This is a genomic window from Bradyrhizobium semiaridum (assembly GCF_020329505.1).
GTDB lineage: Bacteria > Pseudomonadota > Alphaproteobacteria > Rhizobiales > Xanthobacteraceae > Bradyrhizobium > Bradyrhizobium semiaridum.
In genome coordinates this window covers 1-19,292 of record NZ_JAGKJJ010000027.1, presented here as the reverse complement: position 1 = coordinate 19,292, position 19,292 = coordinate 1, and the positions used below count along the sequence as shown (strand labels likewise).

Genomic DNA, 19,292 nt, shown 5'->3' with positions numbered 1-19,292 from the left:
GGATCAATGACGTACCAAGCGCATATCCCAGGTACTCGGCCCCCGCGTGCCGTGGTGATCACGGGCGGCGCCGGCTTCATCGGATCGCACCTCTGTGACGTGCTCTTGCGACGCGGCAACCGCGTGATCTGTGTCGACAATCTCTTTACCGGAACGCTCGACAACATCAGACCGCTTCTCAATCATCCCAGATTCGACTTCATCCAGCACGACGTGCGCGCCCCGCTGAACATCGCGGGAGACATCGACCAGATCTACAGCCTGGCGTGTCCGGCTTCTCCGCGGCACTACCAGCGCGACCCGATCGGGACAATGAAGACATGTGTCATAGGAACCATGAACGTGCTCGAGCTGGCCCGGCAAAAGGGCGCGCGGGTCCTGCAAGCCTCGACCAGCGAAGTCTACGGTGATCCCGAGGTTCATCCACAACCGGAAACTTATGTCGGCCATGTCAACATGATCGGCCCTCGCGCCTGCTACGACGAAGGCAAGCGCGCGGCGGAGACGTTGATGTTCGACTATCAACGGATGCACGGCGTCGAAGTGAAGGTCGCCCGCATCTTCAACACGTATGGACCTCGCATGCTCGAGAACGACGGGCGCGTGGTCTCCAACTTCATCGTTCAGGCGCTGCGCGGAGAACCGATCACGATCTACGGTGAAGGTAGTCAGACGAGAAGCTTTTGCTTTATCGACGATCTCCTCAGGGGCCTCGAGCTGCTGATGGAGAGTCCGCCGACGATCACCGGGCCGTGCAACCTCGGCAATCCCCAGGAGATCACCATCGAGGCCATTGCACGGGCGGTGCTTGCATATACGCGATCGGCGTCACCGCTGCGATTCGAGTCTCTTCCGGAAGATGATCCCAAACGGCGGAAACCCGTTATTGAAACCGCGGAGCGATTACTTGGCTGGCGGCCTCGTGTCGGGTTGCAGGAGGGTCTACAGGCAACAATCGCCTACTTCTCGCTTCGCATGGCAACTCCTGCTCCCGCTCTGGCGAGCGCACGCCCTTCGGCCGCTTCGGCACGACGCAGGCGGGCACAGCTGACCCTGGCCGGCCAGCCGTGATACTGCGAGAGCTAGTCGGCGCTGGCCGCGGCGACCGCGAGCCGCGATCGATCACTGTATCTCCTCCACAGCTGATCGGTCGCGGCTACCGCGACTACCATCGTTTCGTCGTTACGGAGCGGCCAACGACCGAAGCGGGCACGACGTTCGAACGCGACGTGCTGCGTTCCGGGCGCGTCGTTGGCGTTCTGGCGCTCGATCCGGAGCGCGATGAACTCGTTCTGACCCGTCAATTCCGGATCGGTGGTCATCTCGCGACGGGACGCGGCGAGATGATCGAGATCGTGGCCGGCCGGGTCGACCCCGGCGAGACACCCGAAGCGGCCGCGCGACGCGAGTGCATCGAAGAGATCGGGCTCACGCCGTTGTCCATGACGCGGCTATTCGACTTCTTGCCGGCGCCAGCGTTAACTGATGAGGTCATGACGCTTTTCCTCGCACGTGTCGATGCTGCCGCAGCGCCGATGCGCGCTGGCGCATCGCACGAAGGCGAAGATATTGAGGTCATCCGCTGCCCGATTAGCCGAGCCATCGATCTGATGAAACGTAACGAGATCCAAAGCGCTCCTACGATTATCGTCCTGCAGTGGCTGCAACTCGCTTCTTTCGCGCCATGATGCGATCAAGCGGCTGTACGGCAAGACAGTCATCCTTCGGCCGCACCAGGGCGGATCGAAAATTGCCGGCGCGCCAGCAGGAACGACCAAGCGCCCTTATCGGTTGCATACGCGGCGCGGAGTACGACACGGTTGGCGGCAAGAGCGCCAAGGGCACTTAGTGACCGAGGAGAATTGCGATGGGTGTCAAGAACACTGCCGTGGGAACGGTCAAACAAATCGTCGCACAAGTCGTGGGCGATGGCAGGCTTGCTCTGGAGGGAGAACGTCAGGCCGCCGGCAATTCAGTGCCGCGCGCCGGGGCGGAAGATCTGACTTCCGGTCAACGATCCATCTTGCCGCGGGACGCCTCATCCAGCCTGGAGTTGTCGCCTGCGGATGAAAGCCGGTTCACCACTCTGCTCGGGCACGCTGCGCTGAAGATTTGGGCGGACCTTCCGCGCGATGCGCAAGAACGTCTGTTCGCCGCGGCGGTCGACGAGGGAGCCGTCGCGAATTCTCTCGCGGAGTTCTTGCATGACCGTCACCCCAGGACGGCTCATCCGCAGAAGCCGACCAGGTGTGCGTAGAATCCGATAAGGTGACGTCTGTTGGCGCGGCGAAAACCGAGATCCAACGGCTGGGCAATAAACGCGCGGTGCTGACGATGCCGCAGCAGGCAGCCCAAGGCGCGAAGCTTGGAGCCGACCTCGGCCTGGCATGCGCGCCTGCGGCTTTGGATCGTTTACCGTCAGGGTACAAAATCGCAGGAAATCGCAGATTGGCGTGCAAAATCGCAGAATTGGTAGCGGGGGGCGCCTTTCCCCACACCAACCAAACCTTCGATATCTCATCCAATCTTACGCGTAGGGCAGCTCGCGAGCCCTGGGGTAAGCGGCATCTTTACGCTCACGGAACGGAATGTTGAAATATCTCGAGTGACCAGTCGGGTGAAAACGGCCTTTGTCGCGAACGATCGCAAGCGAGCGCATTTTCAATGCTGTTATCGTATCGTAGGCGCGGTGTCTCTGGTCAGGTCAAAAGTCCGGACCAGCAACCATCTCAAATTGGGGTAACGACTTGAGGGTAGATTGCTTAGCCGCAGGGATAGGATGATCCGAAGGGGCGCAGACAGTGTCCTCATTGCCAGTACATGCTCACTCAACGTGCTATGCGTCGGTACCGTTCCGGGCGCACCGGCATCGGAGCCATCCCCGGATGTATTGGCCGGTCAACTGGGTTCCCTTTGAACTACAGAGTCCGCGCGCGCATGTGCGGGGGAGGTCAGATGCTCCGCCAAGCTCGGGGTGCTGTGGCAGCCGCCAGTGTTCCGGCGAACAATCCGAGAGCAAGTCCGGGCACAATTCCTGGACGCCCCAACCACGGTGATGCCAATGGGCGGCGGAAGCAGAGGCAACCGATCCAATGAGGAGCATTGCCGCCGCGACGAATGCAAGCTTTCATGTCCCTTTCCTCAACTTCTTAAGCGCTCCGCGCGCTGCTTCTTTATCGTGCTCCAACTAGCCGAAGCTCGGTTCGGCTATACAATGAATTAGAACGGTTCGGAGCAAGTTCAAGTAACTCGTTGACCAAAGAAGGGCCGAAGCGGCCAGTCTCAATGCTCGCGTGTTCGCCCGGATCCGCAATTGGGTAACGGCAACAATCGTATACGCCAAGCCGAGCAGGCCAGGTGGAGCTGAAACCAAAGCTAGCGTCAAAGATGACTGGAGCGCTTTTCCCCGCACCCAGCCAATCTACGATACTTCATCCAATCTTACGCATACGCAGTGCCCGTGGTGGCGAGCGCATTTACGCTCATCCGGGGGAACGTTGTACGGTTGCGCGCGCGATGTCCTCCACGCCAGGATCGTGCTCTATGTTTGCTTAGATGAGGACCAGGCCGAGATCAGCCGTAGTGGTCAAACTCGCTCAGGGCAATTCGGACCTCTCGCGCGAAATCCACCAGTGATGCGATGAAGGCCGCCAGCGAAACAATGAAGAGGATGGCAACGCCTCGCTCGTGTTGGATGTGAAGGAACGCACTCACAAAGCCGACGACGATGACAACGCTGATCGAGATGCTTCCCATGATGGACCAGAAGATCGCACGATTGATCATGGCGGCGCGCCGAACCAGACGCGGCAGGTCAGCCTTGAGCCGGCATCTCGCCTGATCCCGATCGGAAATCTGGCTCAGGTAGATTGATCTGTCGATGATCCTGTTCTGGCGAGAAATCAGCACCGCGATAAAGGCCGCCAATGCGCCGAGCAGAAATGCGGGTGCAGCAGCTTGAGAAATCACGTGAGAGAGCTGACTGACCGACGGCGTGTCCGGGAACATCGACTCGACTCTCGGGTTAGCGCGGCCGAAACCAATCGGGCCGGGCATTCGCGACCTGAACCAGGCAGAGACGCCAGCGGCGCCGCTATTTCGTTACGATCCGTTGGGTCGGCGTCACGGTGCTGGTCGGCGCCATCGGAGAGATCGAGAACGTCAACCAGGAATTCCAGCCGGCCGGGCGATTCTCTGCTGCAAATTCTCCGTACCCTTTGAGATTCAGATAACCCTGCATGTCGCCCACAGGAAACAGAAAGCCGATCTGCGGACCAACGCCCAGCACGCGCGACCGGAAGCCTCCCAGGACGGGATGCTGGCCGAAATCATCGGTGACCTGCTGATAGGCATATCCAACGAGGCCAACGAAAACCTGCTTTGACAGAAACTGGGAGGCGTCCCAATCCAGATGGAAGTCGATCCCGTTCTGGTACTGCGTATCCTGATTCTTGAAATTGTAGGTGAAGCCTGCGACTGCAGAAAATTCATAGCCCGCCTGCGTGTTGAGGTAGGTGTAGCCGCCGCCGGCGTCGATGGCGGCGTGACCGATGCCGAGATTGGCAAGGCTGCTCGGACTGTATGCCCCGACCGGAACGTCTCCCGTCACATAGGTCATGAAATTGTGCACGCCGGCGTTCCACTTCAGCGTCGCCTGCGGGTAGAGGTCGCCGACCGACGTGACCGAATCGCCGAAGCTGCCGATGCGAGTTGCCGCCAGCGGACCGACGGCCGCAGTCAGTGTCCCCGCAAGATCCGCGCTCGACCGCCCGAACAGTCCGGTCACGCCGATGGCAAGCTGGCCACCCAGCACCGGCGTTGCGAACGTATAAGTGGGATTGAGAAGGATGAGATCCGCCTGTGCGTTCAGATGCAGGTTCAGATCGACGTTTGCCGCGGCAGGGATTCTGCCGACATGGATTTCCCTGGCGGCCGCAGCATTGCCGAATGCACTCACGCTGGTGTGATAGTAGACCTCCGCCATCGACCAGCCGGGGACCTGCGGGGTCGCAGCGAGGCTGCCGAAGCGGCCGGGAAGCCAGTATGAGACGCCCCCCTCGTCGGCACGGGCAGCTTCAGAGGACATTGACGCTATGACCATTGTCAGGGCGATGCCGACATCTCTGAGCGCGTGGCCTCGCCCGTTTGGTTGCCGCCTCCTGCAAAAATCACCAAGCCGCATGTCGTACCCACCCCACCTTTGACACATCGCAGAACGATCTGTACGGCTCCCTCGAGCGCACGACTCGCGACCGCAAATTGAAACACGTTGATTCATGCCGTCCCCGCGGAGCCGGCATGAATCAAGCTTCTCAAGCCTCGACCCTCTTGGCGGCAGGAACCGTCCACGTGCCGTTGATGATCGAAGGATCGGTCTCCTGCGGCCAATACATGCGCAGCATGAGTATGAAATCTCCCTCGGGCGCGGGAAGCCAGTTGGACTCCTTGTCTTTGCCGGGCGAGTCCTTCTGAATGTAGAGATCGGTCGAGCCGTCCGGATTTTCCTTCAGGTTTTCCCGCGCACTGATCGAATATCGGTTGAGCGGATTGTTCACAAAGAAGTAGCTGCTGTCGTACATCGTGAGCGACCAGAATCCCTCGGCCGGAGGCAGGTGGCCTTTCGGAAACCGCATGACATACTTATTCGCACCATTGTACTTGCGGTCATCCGCATCCTTTTGCGAGGTCGGGTAGACCGCATCCTGCGGGCGGTTGGCGCCAAGTCCGATCGCGGTCACCAGGGCCCGCATCAGGTAGTCGGTGCCGTAGATTCCGGTTTTCGTCGTGAACGCAAAGCCGTTCTCGTCCTTGATGGCCTTGTTAACCTTGAACTGGAGCATGATCCTGTCGAACGACACCTCCGGGACGCGCTTCAGGAAGTCCGCCTTCAGCTTGGTCTCGTCGAAGTCCCGCCCGGGCACGATGCCGATGCGGGCAAATTTGGCCAGCTGGGCCGCGTCTGCCGCGTATGGCGGGTTGGTTTTCATGAGCTCGCAGAGCAGCTTGAAATATGACACCGCGTCCATGCGATTGACCTGTTCGCGGACAGCCGTCTTCATGTCGATCGACGCATCGACCTTTCCCGGAGGCGGCGTGTACGGCTTGCCGTAGGCACTGAGCGGAACGAGCTTGCACTCGTCCTGCAGCTTGTGGACGGCGGCATAGTCATCCGGCGTTCCGGTGCAATAGATGCGGCCGAGCAGCCACACGATGCTGGTGGGTGATTTGTACTCCTTCACGCCGTCCGGCAGCGTGCCTTTCCAGCCGGGCCCGGTGATGGCATAGGTCTGTGCGCCGGTGCCGGTGGTGCGCTTTCCCGGCACCTGGAACACCGTCGTCCAGCCATCCAGCATGGGCATCAGGAAATAGCGCCCTTTCATGTCCGGGATGCTGAGGACCCACGGTTCTTTCCCGACGTCGAAGAAGGACGTGGTGTAGAGCGTGTCCGCGTTCGGTGCCGTGACGTCCTTGAATGAGGCATCCGGATATTGGCGCATCTTGATGATCTGCCCCATCGGCGCCTTCGTTCCTATGGGTTCGGCGACGTTGGTGAGAACGCGGCGGGTCATCTCCATCGTCACCAGCGGATAGCCGAATATGTAGGCGTCGCTCGCGAGCCAGAACTCCTCCAAGCCCTGACCGATTCCCAGAAAAGAACCATCTTGGGCGACGGCCGGTTGACCGATCGCCGCTCCAGTGAGCAGACCCATTCCGCCAAGGGTAAGATTGCGACGAGTGATCTCCATTGCTCTTCTCCCTGTGTTCAAATCGAATGGTCTTCAAGTAATCGTCAGGCTGCTCCTGCCGTGAAAGGTGTCCGATCTCGCAGTTACGGCTGCATCCTGATCCCAAGCGCGGCTCTCATATCCTTGAAGACCACTGCGATCGCCTCGATGATGAGCTGGTCGGGATGCGCCTTGCAATGTTGGATCACTTCGTGCTCGGCCTCGCGGGACTTCTTGATGTCGAGGTAATGCTTGCGCGCGAGGCCGTTGTACCAACCGCTGTACCAGGCAGTGAGAAGATCGGCGTCTCCCTGCCACGTTCCGGCGAGTTGCGCGCATGTCAGCTTCTGAACATCCAGATAACCTTCGGCATTGGCGTAGGCGCTCAGGTCCGTCTGCGCATGCGCTGACTGAATGCCGGCGATGATCAGCGATGCTGCAATTATGGCGGTTCGTCTCATTGATCCCCTCCTGTGAGCTCCGGCTTAAGCCAGCCGACCTTCCACCTGTGGGACCGGCGGCTGTGACTCGGCGGTCGCGTTGCTCAGTAACAAGGCGGATACGGATAGTATCCGCATCGCGGGGCGTAATAAGGATAGGCTGCCGCAGCTCCAAGGGCGGCCGCACCCGCGACTGCAGCGCCGCGGTAGTAAGCACCTCGCCAGGCGGTGCGGCGGGCAACGCCGGCAAAGGACAGCGGCGTGAATGGACGACCAATAATGTCGATAAAGATCGACGCCGGTCCATCGGCTCCCGCAAGGTCACCTTCGAGCGTATCGACATCGAAGGTCAGCCTGTCGCCGTCGAGCTTGGGCGATTTCAGGACGACGACGGCGTCGGCTACTGATGACCCGTCTTTCCTGAACTCGGACACAGTGGCGTTTGGAGGATCTTTCGCGAAGCTATCACTGCCATTGCCCCAATCCTCGACAATTCGCGACGTGAGATCGTGACCGGCTGCCCTCACGGGCCGATCGGCGAACACGATCGCATTCGGCGAAACCCCCGTCAGCACGAGCTTCCCGTCCTTCAAGCTCGCACCGCGCGAGTTGAGGACGAAGAGCGATGGCACGACTTCCGGCTTTGCCTGACCGATCGACTTCTCAAGCGGTACGTGTGGTTTGCTCTCCGGTGCAGACTGGGAAAGCGCCTTATGGGGAGCGGCAATCAATCCGGCGACGCAAAATACCAACAGAGCTGAGCGAAGGGTCATGTTTGTTATTCCTTTGGGGGAGCGCAATTTCGGCAATCAGCTTCGCTAAGCATTTCGCGCCAATTCAAATCGTGCGTCTTGCCATTTCGCGCCAATGATCGGAATTGTCATTGCCCAGCGGCGTGAGGCCTCTTGCGATGGCTCGCTCGGCTCTGCCTATCGGCAAGTTGCCTGTAAATGATGGGTTGAATTTTCATCAAACGCACGAAAGTACGGCTAAAGCTGCTAGCGTTGCTGTAGCCGACGAATTTCGCGATTTCCGACAGTGGCTTGCCTGAGTCGACGAGCAAGCGACAAGCGATGTTCAAGCGAACTTCCGCGAGCATTTCGCTGTGGCTGGTGCCCATGCGACCAAGGTGACGCTGTAGCGTGCGCGAGCTGATCTTGAGGGCGCGAGCGGTGCTATCCAGAGTTGCGTCACCGTGTCGCAGCGACGCGGCAATGACTGCGCGGACCGCCTGGGTTGAAGGCAATCGGACAGCTTTCATCGGTTGGCTGAGGCGTGAAGCCCGTGCTCCTGCAAGAGAAACGACGCTTCAGGATAGAGCAACTGCGGGCACCGATCTGGCCATCAGCCGCCAAAACTTGTCCCAAGCGGAATTGGTCGAACGCGTCCTCGCCCCTGGCTGCGCAATTAAGACGACGCAGGAAGGGTTCCGGCCTGCTAAGCTACGATCGCGGCAAAACTTCTGGGCAGGTAGTAATGACCGTCATCCCATTGACCCGTTGTCAATTTTTGATTCCATTCGCCGAGCTTCATTCTGAGATAGGCGGCCCCACGGCAGCACTTCTCGCCAAATTTCAACTTCCGACGTCATTTGAAGAAAAAGCGGATCATTACATACCTTTGCTGCCGGCCGTCCGGTTCGCGACCGCGGCTCAGCAAAAACAGGGCCTCTCGGAAATTGCCTTTCGTGCAGCCCAACGGCTCTCGTTCGAACATTTGAGCGAAGCTATGCAGACGCGAGTGCGCCATGCACCAACCCTACTGGTTGCCCTGCAGCAAATATGCCGCTGGGCACCGTGCGAAGATACAATCCTCCAGCTTTGGCTCGAGCCAAGCGGCGAGAATTTGAGGATTTGCAGCAAGCTCATTGGAACGGAGGGCATTTCCCATCTCGAGATATCCCAGTGGCTTCAGCATATATTCGTCCTGCACATCGTCCGTCAGTTCGCCGGAGCGAGTTGGTCTCCAAGAGTGATTGCGTTTGAAGCGCTCTATGTGCCGAGCCCTGAGGTCCAGTCGCATTGGCCGAACACGCGCTTCATATCCGGTCAAAAGGCCTCATGGATCGAAGTTCCGATCGAGCTCCTCAGTCTTGCAAATACCGCAAATGACTTTCGGCCGGCGCCGTCCGATCATGCGCCGCAGTCATTCGGCAAGGATGTCGTCAGCGCATTGAAGCTAAGCTTGCCCTCCTACCTTGATCAAGGAGGCCTTACGATCATGCAGGCGGCCGAGATGATGGGAGTGAGCACCAGGAGTCTGCAACGGAGGCTTTCACTCGCTGGGCTGACATATTCGGGCCTCCTCGAGCAGGCTCGCTTCGACAATGCGGCCAGGCTGCTGGGCGGCACCGAGGTCAAGATCATCGACGTGGCGTTCTCGTCGGGCTATGCCGACCCCGCCCACTTCACACGCGCTTTCCGCCGGATATCCGGCTGCACCCCGCGGGAGTTTCGGGCGAGGTCGAGGAACGGACAAGTCGCGAACGATCGGCCCGCCTCCCGACCCAATGGCAGCCGCACCTAGGGAAGGTTTCGCCTTGAACCCGCCGTCACGTCACAGCACAGCGCTCCCAGCTCTCGGATCAACCTTGAGGGCTGCATTGAGCGCGATGCTCATCGTCCCGGTTGCCAAGGCCTTTGCAAATGATGATGATGGCGTTGCCAATGCGTCGGTGCCGTCGATCTACCTCGACCTAAGAACGATCTACGCGCAGGTCCCAGCAGGATCGCTCGCGTTCGGCTTTGGACATCCAACGCTGTTCAATACACAGACGCTTGCGAGACCGGGCGGCGTCACCTTTCCGGTCGGCCTGCCAACAGCGAAATCCCTCAATATGGATTTTCCGCTGACGGTCGATGTCACCGAAAGCGTCTCGCTCTATGCCGGCGTCTCCGGCAGTTCGACGAACTTCGGAAGCAGCGGATTTTCGTCCTTTCAAATCACAAACTGGAGCATCGGCTTCCAGGCGGACCTTTATGAGCAGAATGGAGGGAGCTTTCCTACGGTGACAGTGCAATCCACCATCACACAGTCGATTCCCAACGGACCGCTGGGCGCAACCTCCTTCAACAACATCCTAGAATTTGACTATGCGCTCAATTCTGACGAGACCAGAGGAATCCTCAGCGGCGTCCAATACACGCAAACCGACGTCGGCAGCGCGCTGGGAAGGATCGGCCCGAACACGATTGCCTATGTCGGCGGATACTATCAATGGTCCAACAACTGGAAGTTCACCGGCCGTTTGGGCGTGCAGTCGTTCGAAGGTGCGCAGTTTCTAACCCTCACGCCCATCCAGTCCTTCACCCAACCCATCGTGCGGTTCGATCTCGATCGGATGGACGAAAACGACAATCGGCTGTTTGGCGTTACAACAGAAATCATCTGGTCGCCGAAGCCCGCCTATCAACTGACAATCAGAACGCCTCTATACGCTGCCCGCAAGTGAATCGTACAAGATCGTGCTTGCGTAATCGCACGACCCGCGGAGCTCTTCTTCATCACTCCGGCGGCGGCTCAGGTTTTCCCGGTCTTTTTCACGAGGAAGCTATCGTCCTCTCCCGACCGCTCATCTCTGCGAATCACTGTCTGATTACAATTTCGCGATCACGTTGAACAGGACGGTGGCCCTTTGGGAAACGCATCGACCGGATGCAGTTTGGCTCCGCGAGACAGGAGGGGCTATCCGCCGAACGCAGTCGTCGCGCCGATTCATCCGAAGGCGATGCCCGTGATCCTGACGACCGATGAAGAGCGCGACGTCTGGATGCGCGCGCAATGGGATGAAGCAAAGGCCCTGCAGCGCCCGCTGCCCGACGACGCCCTCAAGATCGTCGCGCGTGGCGAAGCCAAGGAGGATCGGTCGGTCGCCGCCTGAAATTGTTCATCAGGCTCGGCCGTGGCCTGGAGCGCCGGCCAAAGGAAAAAGGCCCCAGCGCGAAGCCGGGGCCAAGGCCTTCCTTTGATGTCGGGGCGTGACCCCAGAGCATCGTTAGCACGCCAGTCGTTGATTGCCACCTTTTCCCGGCCCCGTAATTGCGGATGTCTGCCGCGCTCCGTCAGTGTTACGACGAACCCAGGTCGGCCTACTCTCACTCAGCACGGGACGTGTCGACCTAAGCCCGTTGCCGGCCGTCTACCCTGGTGGGGAGGCCGGCGCGGGTGATTGCGGAGTGTCCCGATTCCCGGCTACGGGTGTCCTAACTAGGACAGCGCCCGATTGACGCGGCGCCCGGGTTCCCTCTCAATGAGTTCCCGGAACCTCTGAGAGGGTACGGCCATGCAGGATATGAAAGCGCACCTGGAGAAGCTTCGGATCGAGGCGGCAGAGTGCGAACTGATCAGCAAGCTCGCGACCAACGCGATGAAAAAGGCCCTCTTTGCCAAGCTAGCCGCACATCACCGCATGTTGGCCGAGGAAGTCGAAAGTGCGATTCGGGAGCAGCCTAAGAACTAACCAGAGCTTTGGAACCTTACGTGGACCTCACGCCTTTAATTCCCTGTTCCGGGCGGGGAACGGATAGGGGAAGGCCACATGGAACCGAAGAAGAAGCGTCGGCGACGCATTGCCCAGACAGCTACTCTGGAAGACCGACTTCTCAAGCGAGCCGAGCAATTGCGTAAGCAAGCCGCAGCGTTGGCGCCTGGCATCCAAGGAGAAGCGCTGTTGGAACTAGCCCGGCAGGCCGAAGCGGGCGCTAGCATGGCTGAATGGCTGCGCTCGCCGCTCACGTTGGCGACCGAGGAGTAAGGCCGTCTCAGTTGGCGGCCTCATCATCCTCCCACTCGAGCTCGCACACGATCCGAGCCTCGACACTCATTTCAACCGTGAAAAACTTGGCGTGCTCGGCGAGAAGTCGCTGTGCCGCCGCTGGGCGTCATGGCACCCAAACGCCATCCGATGCCGATCTTAGGCGGAGACCGCAAGGCGCTCACGAAGGAACTGGCGCGCGCGCGGGCCGTGACCACGATCCTCTCGCAGCGCGCGGCCGAGAAGCGCGCCGCCGGCCGAGAGCCAGATCCACACGCCGCACATTTATGCCGCGCAACGCCGCGATGGAATCCGCCGATGAAGTTCGCCACCGACCGCCCTTTTATGCCGATCCCGAGAAGGTCGCGCTCCACTCTTGCTCTGTTCACTCTCTGGCGCTAACGCTCGCAGTCATTAGCTCTTAAGGAAGCACTGTGAGCACAACCCGCGAGTTCGTCGATTTCTGGATCGAGAACAGCATTCATGCTGCGGAGCAGTATCGGAATGTGGGCGCGTCACAAGATGTGGCTGAGTTGGCCCAGCGCATGATCGAGGCTGCGAAAGGCCAGGGTATCTCGGAGTCGGCCCTACGGGCTGAGATCGGAGACGTTTCTAACTACATCCGAGAACGGCTCAAGGCGGTCAACAAGGCTGAGAGGGAACGCCGTGACTTCACTTAGGCCGCTCACAAAAGCTGCGCTCGAAGGCGCGGACGCCTAGCCCCGAGCCGCCTGCAGGCGGTGCGACATTTGGACAACACCAACGGACGAAGGTCCCGGCGATGCACCACGCTCTTGGGTTAGAAACAATCTGCTCAGGCATAGTTTTACGGTTATGCAGCGAGCTACCGAAGTCCATCTGGTCCGCGTGACGACTGACGACCGTGAGGTCCAGATTTGGCTTGCCGCAACCCCACGCGAAGAGGCACTTAACCGCGTGCTGGACGCCATCCCGGAAGGATGGGCCGCCAGCCTCGTTCAGCGGCCGTTGAGCGTTGAGCACATCGCGGCGCTGGACATGATGGTCGGAGAAATCAGGCGGCATCAAGTGTCCTAGGGCGTGTACTCATTAAATCCCGCATGTCTGCCTACCTGCAACAGCGGCGCAGCAGCGGACATTGCACGAGGTCCGAGCAGGGCCATAAGGCGGCATCCCAAGGTTTGGCATGATATAAAAGGCGCCGCCAAATTGAAGTACCTGAGACGAGCCCGGACCATGCCGACGACGATCTATCTCAAGCTCCGCAATGAAGGGACAGATGCTTGGCGTCCGGTTGTCGCCGAGCCTGTCGCAGCAAACCTTTATCGCGTACTGGATTTTCCCCTCGAAGGCGAAGAGTGGCCGGTCGCGCAAAAGGAGATAGTTGAGTGCGCGACAATTTCTGCTTGAGCTCGCTGGAACTCGGCTCGGACAGCAGACGCTATCAACTTCGCACTCTGCATAACTGCGTTGCCGTGCTTAGAGGAATCGAGCTGCAACGGTCGCTGCGCCGAAACATGCGGAAGCAATGATCCCGGAAAAGAACAGCGCTATTTTGAGCTCTTGCGGGAGCATTCAGGTGCTCCGATGATGGCGCGATGGAGGCCAGCCGCTATAATTCAATACTTTGACCCTAGCGCGGTTCCGATTTTTCATCAAATCGCTTAGAGGAGCCACGTCGCGACGAGCCCAAGGCTCGCCGAAAACACGGCACCAGTGGTAATCCATCCAAGAACGTTCATCCACGGTGTGTTCACCTTGTCGCCCATGATCTTGCGGCTGTTGGTCATCAACATGATCAGCAGCAGGAGCGGTGGCGTGGAGAGTCCCTGGACGATCCCGGACCAGACGAGGGTCCGCATCGGATTGAAGCCAAGGAAGTTCAGCATGACCGCGATCGCGGTCAGCCCGGCAATGGCCCAGTAGAACCTCGGTGCTTCGCCAGGACGGGCGTGAAGGCTGGCTCTCCAACCGAACGCCTGCGCCAAATCGTAGGCCGCCCCCGCGGTCATCACCGGCACCGCAAGAAAGCCGACGCCAATGATTCCGACTGTGAACAGCACGCTTGCGCCCGCGCCGGCGAGGGGCCGCAATGCCTCAGCCGCCTGCGCGGCCGTCTCGATATTGGTTTGCCCCTGCGCGTGAAGCGTGGCCCCTGTCGACATGATGATGAAATACATAACGGCATTGGAGAATGTCATGCCGATCAGGACATCGCGGCGGCTGCGCGCAAGTTCGGCTTTCGATGCTCCGATCCGCTGCGAAAGCCTCGTCTTGCCTTCCTCGATCTTTTCCTCGACCTGCTGATTGGATTCCCAAGTGTAGATATAAGCTGACAACGATGTTCCGATGATCGCAACGACAATCGCTAGGAAGTCGCGGTCAAAGCGCACCGACGGAACTAGCGTGCCGATCAGGACCAGGCCAGGACTTGGCCGCGCCAGTAGAGCCGCAGCGACATAGGCGAGCAAGGCCAGAGCAAGCCAGCGAAAGACCGAGCGGATGGTCGCATAGGATCCGAGCACCTGAAGCGCCAGCAGCCCGGTAGCCACCACGCCGACGATCAAGGGTATAGGTAGTGGAATGAAAATCCCAAGTGCGGCGGCCATCCCGCCGAGGTCGGCGGCAGCCTCGATCGTGTTGCCGATCATTACCCCGACCAGCACCGCCCAGAGCAGCCAACGCGGATAGAAGTCCCGAATGACTTGGAAGAGTCCCCGGCCAGAAACTTGCCCGAGCTTGGAGGATAGATAAACGACTGTGAACATCATCGGCAGGGCGACAGGCGCCATCCATAGGATTTGCGTTCCGAACTGCGCTCCGGCGCTGGCGTACGTGCCTATGGCGGAAGGATCGTCATCGGCTGCCCCAGTGATGATGCCGAGCCCTATGGCTTTTGCGAGCCCCGGTTCCCTGGCCTTTGCCTCGTCTTTGTCGGCCATCCAATCCCTGCCGCTCGCGGTTGGACCCGTCAAGCGCCGGCAGCGGGCATAGTTCCTACGCTGGACGACTAGCTTTGCCAGGTCCTTACCCACGGGTTTCCCAACGATGGCGCACGACGTATTTGCGGCGCTCGATCTGCCCTTGATTGGCCAGCCGCAGCAGCATCGTGGCGATGCGCGACGCGGCGCTATACGGGCGGCCGGCCCCTTTCCCCCCTGACGCATATTGCGGACCAGATAACGCCAGCTCACCGGGAAGCGGACCGAAAACTCACGCACCAACTCTTCGGTTGTGAAGCGCCGATTCCCGGCGATCGCGCCGACGCAACTGGTTCGTGAGACGACGATCGCGCCCGACGCTTTCCTCAACAAGGCCGGTTACCCGCTGCGCAAGACACAGGACGCTGCGACGGTCGCCTGGAATCTCGCAATCGGGCTCTACTACAAGACGCAGCCCGCCGTGGCGGTTAGCTGCCGTTCGAGCGGGGGTATGCTACATTGGCATGGTCTACAAGAGCTTGCCGAACGCCCCCGACGGGCATGCCTGCTGCGCAGCGCAGATGTTTCTCAATGAGGGACGGTGTCGTATTCCGCGGCGCCAATGGACCGTGGAAGACCGGCGATTACGAGTTTCATCTCAAGGCGCCCGCGGCGAAGAATCTGCTCGCTCTGGTGCTGAATACCTACGCCGAGACGCATGGCAGCCCGCCCAACGAGCTGTTCATTCACGGGCAGACCTACTTCAACGACGAAGAGTGGAACGCCTTTATCGAAGCGGCGCCGAAGGAGACCAACGTCATCGGCGTACGAATTCGATCGACGGGCGGCCAGACCAAGCTTTTTCGCGATGGCGACTATCCCGTGCTGCGCGGGACCGCGCTCCTGCTCTATGATCAGACGGCTTATCTTTGGACGATGGGTTATGTGCCGCAGCTCGACACTTACATTGGACCAGAGACGCCTAATCCGTTGCACATAACCGTGATGAAGAGCAACGTTCGAGCTACGGCCGGAGAGAGCCCACGAACGCAATCCTTGTCGACGAAGGACCGACTCCGCGACCGCTGCGGCTACCGTCAGAGGCTTTTGAAGGCATCAGCTGGGCCTGCCCGAACGACAGCTCGTTTTCTATTTGGGTACACGGCAGCGCAATGTATTCGATATAGTGCTCTGGTCGGCCGCCCACCACAATCTGCCACTCATCGCAGTGCGGGCGAGCAGTGGTGGATCTACGTAAACTCCAGGATCAGCGCGTCCACGGCAAGTGTCGCACCCGGAGCGGCATGAATCTTCTTCACCGTGCCGTCGCGCTCGGCGCGCAGCACGTTCTGCATCTTCATGGCTTCGACCACGGCCAGCGTCTCGCCGGCCTTGACCTCCTGGCCTTCGGCCACCGCGATCGAGACCACGAGGCCCGGCATCGGACACAGCAGCTTCTTGCCGGTGTCGGCGGCCGAGACCACCGGCATCAGCCGCGCCGAGGTTGCCTCGGTCTCGGTGAAGACATAGACCGGGACCTCAAAACCCTGATGCGCAAGGCGGAAGCCGTTGCTGATCGCGCGGACCTGCAACGCGACGTAATTGCCGTCGATAGTACCCTGCCAGACCGGATCGCCGGGCACCCAGCTCGAGACGAGATTGTGCGGGTTGCCCGGCAGCCCGTCGGTGCCGACGAAGCGCACCGCGATGGCATCGGCCTCGCGCGCGACATCGAGCGCGATCTCGTCGCGATCGAGCCACACCGCGCGGCGGCGTTCGCGCTGCACGACGCGGCCGCCCATCTGGCCGGAGATCTGCCGCTTGCGCTCGCCCAGCACGTGATCGATCGCGGCACCGACCGCGGCGAGCCTCCGCGCAATCTCACCCTCGGGGGGTCGTGCGGAAAATCCCTTCGGGAACTCTTCGGCGATGAATCCGGTCGAGAGTCGGCCCTCGCGCCAGCGCGGGTGATTCATCAGCGCCGACAGGAACGGGATGTTGTGCCTGATGCCGTCGACGTAGAACGCATCGAGCGCGGTCGCCTGCGCCTCGATCGCCGCCGCGCGCGACGGCGCGTGGGTGACGAGCTTGGCGATCATCGGATCGTAATGGATCGAGATCTCGCCGCCCTCCTGCACACCGGTGTCGTTGCGGATGGTGACGCCGTCATGGCTGGCCTCCGCCGGCGGACGGTACTTCACCAGCCGTCCGATCGACGGCAGGAAGTTGCGGAACGGATCCTCGGCATAGACGCGGGATTCCACCGCCCAGCCGGTCAGCGTCACGTCCTTCTGCGCAATCGCGAGCTTCTCGCCGGCGGCGACGCGGATCATCTGCTCGACGAGGTCGATGCCGGTGATCAGTTCGGTGACGGGATGCTCGACCTGCAGGCGGGTGTTCATCTCCAGGAAATAGAAGCTCTTGTCCTGGCCGGCGACGAATTCGACGGTGCCCGCCGAATCGTAGTTCACCGCCTTGGCCAGCGCGACCGCCTGCTCGCCCATCTTGCGGCGGGTCGTCTCGTCGAGCAGCGGCGACGGCGCTTCCTCGATGACTTTCTGGTTGCGGCGCTGAATCGAGCATTCGCGCTCGCCGAGATAGATCACGTTGCCATGCTTGTCGCCGAGCACCTGGATCTCGATGTGCCTGGGATCGACGATGAACTTCTCGATGAAGACGCGGTCGTCGCCGAACGACGACTTCGCTTCGGCCTTCGCCAGATTAAAGCCTTCGGCGACCTCGGACTTGGAATGCGCGATGCGCATGCCCTTGCCGCCGCCGCCGGCCGAGGCCTTGATCATCACGGGATAGCCGATCTCCTCGGCGATCTGTACCGCGTGCTTGTCGTCCTCGATGACGCCGAGATGGCCCGGGACGGTCGAGACTTTGGCTTTGGCGGCCGCCTTCTTGGATTCGATCTTGTCGCCCATCGCGGCGATCGCGCCGGGGTTCGGGCCGATGAACACGACGCCGGCGGCTTCCAGGGCGCGCGGAAACGCCTCACGCTCGGACAGGAAGCCGTAGCCGGGATGCACCGCCTGGGCGCCGGTCTTGCGGCAGGCCTCGACGATTTTGTCGATCTGAAGGTAGCTTTCGGCGGCCGCGGGCGGGCCGATCAGCACGGCCTCGTCGGCCATCTCGACATGCAGCGCGTCGCGGTCGGCCTCGGAATAGACGGCGACCGTCTCAATGCCCATACGGCGCGCAGTCTTGATGACCCGGCAGGCGATCTCGCCGCGGTTGGCGATCAGGATTCGTTTGAACATCATCACAGCGGCAAATTATCGTGCTTCTTCACGGACATCTCGACATGCTTGTCGCGCAGCATCGCCAACGCCCGAGCAATGCGGCGGCGCGTCGAGTGCGGCATGATGACATCGTCGATATAGCCGCGCTCGGCGGCGATGAAGGGGGACAGGAAGCGGTCTTCATATTCCTTGGTGCGCGCGGCGATCTTGTCGGGGTCGCCGATGTCGCTGCGGAAGATGATCTCCACCGCGCCCTTGGCGCCCATCACCGCGATCTGAGCAGTCGGCCAGGCGTAGTTCATGTCGGCGCCGATTTCCTTCGACGCCATGACGTCGAAGGCGCCGCCATAGGCCTTGCGGGTGATGATGGTGACGAGCGGCACCGTGCACTGCGAGTAGGCGAACAGCAGTTTGGCGCCGTGCTTGATCAGGCCGCCATATTCCTGCGCGGTGCCCGGCAGGAAGCCCGGCACGTCGACGAAGGTGACGATCGGGATGTTGAAGGCGTCACAGAAGCGCACGAAGCACGCGGCCTTGCGTGAGGCGTCACTGTCGAGCACGCCGGCCAGCACCATCGGCTGGTTGGCGACGAAGCCGACGGTGCGGCCCGCGATGCGGCCGAAGCCGGTGATGATGTTCTTGGCAAACGTCTCCGATATCTCGAAGAAGTCGCCCTCGTCGACGACCTTCAGGATCAGTTCCTTCATGTCGTAGGGCTTGTTCGGATTGTCGGGGATCAGGGTATCGAGCGAATTGTCGACGCGCTCGATCGAATCGAAGCTCGGCCATTCCGGCACGCCGTCGGAATTGTTCGACGGCAGGAAGTCGATCAGCCGGCGCATCTGCAACAGCGCATCGACGTCGTTCTCGAAGGCGCCGTCGGCGATCGAGGAGCGCGTCGCGTGCACCGAGGCGCCGCCGAGTTCTTCGGCGGTCACCACCTCGTTGGTGACGGTCTTCACCACGTCGGGGCCGGTGACGAACATGTAGCTGGTGTTCTTCACCATGAAGATGAAGTCGGTCATCGCGGGCGAATAGACGTCGCCGCCGGCGCAGGGGCCCATGATGACGGAGATCTGCGGGATCACGCCCGAGGCGATGACGTTGCGGCGGAACACGTAGGAATAGCCCGCCAAGGCGGCTACGCCCTCCTGGATGCGCGCGCCGCCGGCGTCATAGAGGCCGATGATCGGCGCCCTCGCCTTCATCGCCATGTCCTGCAACTT

General features: G+C 60.7%; 19 protein-coding genes and 1 pseudogene. 11 read left to right on the top strand and 9 right to left on the bottom strand.

Translation table 11 applies throughout. From position 1 onward, the window contains the following. Positions 1 to 6: 6 nt before the first annotated feature. From J6500_RS25465 to J6500_RS32120, 3 genes are all read left to right on the top strand, one after another. Positions 7 to 1,071 (top strand): UDP-glucuronic acid decarboxylase family protein, encoded by a 1,065-nt coding sequence (locus J6500_RS25465; protein WP_225715443.1) that lies wholly within the window; start codon positions 7 to 9, stop codon positions 1,069 to 1,071. Beyond that, entirely contained in the window at positions 1,068 to 1,688 is a 621-nt protein-coding gene (locus J6500_RS25460) for an NUDIX domain-containing protein (RefSeq protein WP_312018237.1), read from the top strand. The genes J6500_RS25465 and J6500_RS25460 overlap by 4 nt, the downstream gene beginning before the upstream one ends. Positions 1,689 to 1,867: 179 nt before the next feature. After that, positions 1,868 to 2,257: a hypothetical protein gene (locus tag J6500_RS32120; protein ID WP_312018236.1), complete on the top strand. Its 390-nt coding sequence runs from the start codon at positions 1,868 to 1,870 to the stop codon at positions 2,255 to 2,257. A 1,316-nt stretch (positions 2,258 to 3,573) separates the two neighbouring features. On the opposite strand, the gene J6500_RS25450 is transcribed toward J6500_RS32120, so the two are convergent. From J6500_RS25450 to J6500_RS32015, 6 genes are all read right to left on the bottom strand, one after another. Further along, complete coding sequence (locus tag J6500_RS25450) at positions 3,574 to 4,008, bottom strand: DUF2721 domain-containing protein (RefSeq protein ID WP_225715442.1); 435 nt, start codon at positions 4,006 to 4,008, stop codon at positions 3,574 to 3,576. 85 nt (positions 4,009 to 4,093) lie between these two features. Next, positions 4,094 to 5,101, bottom strand: coding sequence for a SphA family protein (locus J6500_RS25445; RefSeq protein ID WP_225715495.1), 1,008 nt, complete (start codon positions 5,099 to 5,101; stop codon positions 4,094 to 4,096). 211 nt (positions 5,102 to 5,312) lie between these two features. After that, the gene (locus J6500_RS25440; RefSeq protein ID WP_225715441.1) at positions 5,313 to 6,746 is read right to left on the bottom strand and encodes a DUF1254 domain-containing protein; all 1,434 of its coding nucleotides are present in this window, start codon (positions 6,744 to 6,746) and stop codon (positions 5,313 to 5,315) included. 83 nt (positions 6,747 to 6,829) lie between these two features. Further along, positions 6,830 to 7,186, bottom strand: coding sequence for an HdeA/HdeB family chaperone (locus J6500_RS25435; protein ID WP_225715440.1), 357 nt, complete (start codon positions 7,184 to 7,186; stop codon positions 6,830 to 6,832). Between the two features lie 83 nt (positions 7,187 to 7,269). Then, a complete protein-coding gene (locus tag J6500_RS25430) occupies positions 7,270 to 7,938 on the bottom strand; it encodes a hypothetical protein (RefSeq protein WP_225715439.1) in 669 nt (222 codons plus the stop codon). A gap of 107 nt (positions 7,939 to 8,045) precedes the next feature. After that, a complete protein-coding gene (locus tag J6500_RS32015) occupies positions 8,046 to 8,426 on the bottom strand; it encodes a helix-turn-helix transcriptional regulator (RefSeq protein ID WP_225715438.1) in 381 nt (126 codons plus the stop codon). 215 nt (positions 8,427 to 8,641) lie between these two features. Here J6500_RS32015 and J6500_RS25420 point away from each other — a divergent pair, with 215 nt between their 5' ends. The 7 genes and pseudogenes from J6500_RS25420 (at position 8,642) to J6500_RS25390 (ending at position 13,307) form a co-directional block, all read left to right on the top strand. Continuing rightward, positions 8,642 to 9,691 carry a helix-turn-helix transcriptional regulator gene (locus J6500_RS25420; protein ID WP_225715437.1) on the top strand — a complete coding sequence of 350 codons (1,050 nt, stop codon included), beginning with the start codon at positions 8,642 to 8,644 and terminating at the stop codon, positions 9,689 to 9,691. An 85-nt stretch (positions 9,692 to 9,776) separates the two neighbouring features. After that, entirely contained in the window at positions 9,777 to 10,616 is an 840-nt protein-coding gene (locus J6500_RS25415; protein WP_225715494.1) for a hypothetical protein, read from the top strand. Between the two features lie 240 nt (positions 10,617 to 10,856). Beyond that, a pseudogene (locus tag J6500_RS25410) lies at positions 10,857 to 11,045 on the top strand (SOS response-associated peptidase); the annotation flags it as partial. 402 nt (positions 11,046 to 11,447) lie between these two features. Then, a complete protein-coding gene (locus J6500_RS25405; RefSeq protein WP_225715436.1) occupies positions 11,448 to 11,624 on the top strand; it encodes a hypothetical protein in 177 nt (58 codons plus the stop codon). 78 nt (positions 11,625 to 11,702) lie between these two features. Continuing rightward, entirely contained in the window at positions 11,703 to 11,918 is a 216-nt protein-coding gene (locus tag J6500_RS25400; RefSeq protein WP_225715435.1) for a hypothetical protein, read from the top strand. Between the two features lie 434 nt (positions 11,919 to 12,352). Continuing rightward, on the top strand, positions 12,353 to 12,598 hold the full coding sequence (locus tag J6500_RS25395; RefSeq protein WP_225715434.1) for a hypothetical protein: 246 nt from the start codon (positions 12,353 to 12,355) through the stop codon (positions 12,596 to 12,598). Between the two features lie 535 nt (positions 12,599 to 13,133). Next, positions 13,134 to 13,307: a hypothetical protein gene (locus J6500_RS25390; protein ID WP_225715433.1), complete on the top strand. Its 174-nt coding sequence runs from the start codon at positions 13,134 to 13,136 to the stop codon at positions 13,305 to 13,307. A 254-nt stretch (positions 13,308 to 13,561) separates the two neighbouring features. Here the strand turns inward: J6500_RS25390 and J6500_RS25385 are convergent, their stop codons facing one another. After that, entirely contained in the window at positions 13,562 to 14,839 is a 1,278-nt protein-coding gene (locus tag J6500_RS25385) for an NRAMP family divalent metal transporter (protein ID WP_225715432.1), read from the bottom strand. A gap of 570 nt (positions 14,840 to 15,409) precedes the next feature. On the opposite strand from J6500_RS25385, the gene J6500_RS25380 reads away from it, so the two are divergent. Beyond that, positions 15,410 to 16,126, top strand: a complete 717-nt coding sequence (locus J6500_RS25380) for an argonaute/piwi family protein (RefSeq protein WP_225715431.1) — start codon at positions 15,410 to 15,412, stop codon at positions 16,124 to 16,126. Here the strand turns inward: J6500_RS25380 and J6500_RS25375 are convergent. Both J6500_RS25375 and J6500_RS25370 read right to left on the bottom strand, forming a co-directional pair. Next, positions 16,069 to 18,084 (bottom strand): acetyl-CoA carboxylase biotin carboxylase subunit, encoded by a 2,016-nt coding sequence (locus J6500_RS25375; protein ID WP_225715493.1) that lies wholly within the window; start codon positions 18,082 to 18,084, stop codon positions 16,069 to 16,071. The genes J6500_RS25380 and J6500_RS25375 overlap by 58 nt on opposite strands. Positions 18,085 to 18,086: 2 nt before the next feature. Then, positions 18,087 to 19,292 (bottom strand): acyl-CoA carboxylase subunit beta (locus tag J6500_RS25370; RefSeq protein ID WP_225715430.1); only part of this gene is annotated, 1,206 nt, incomplete at its 5' end.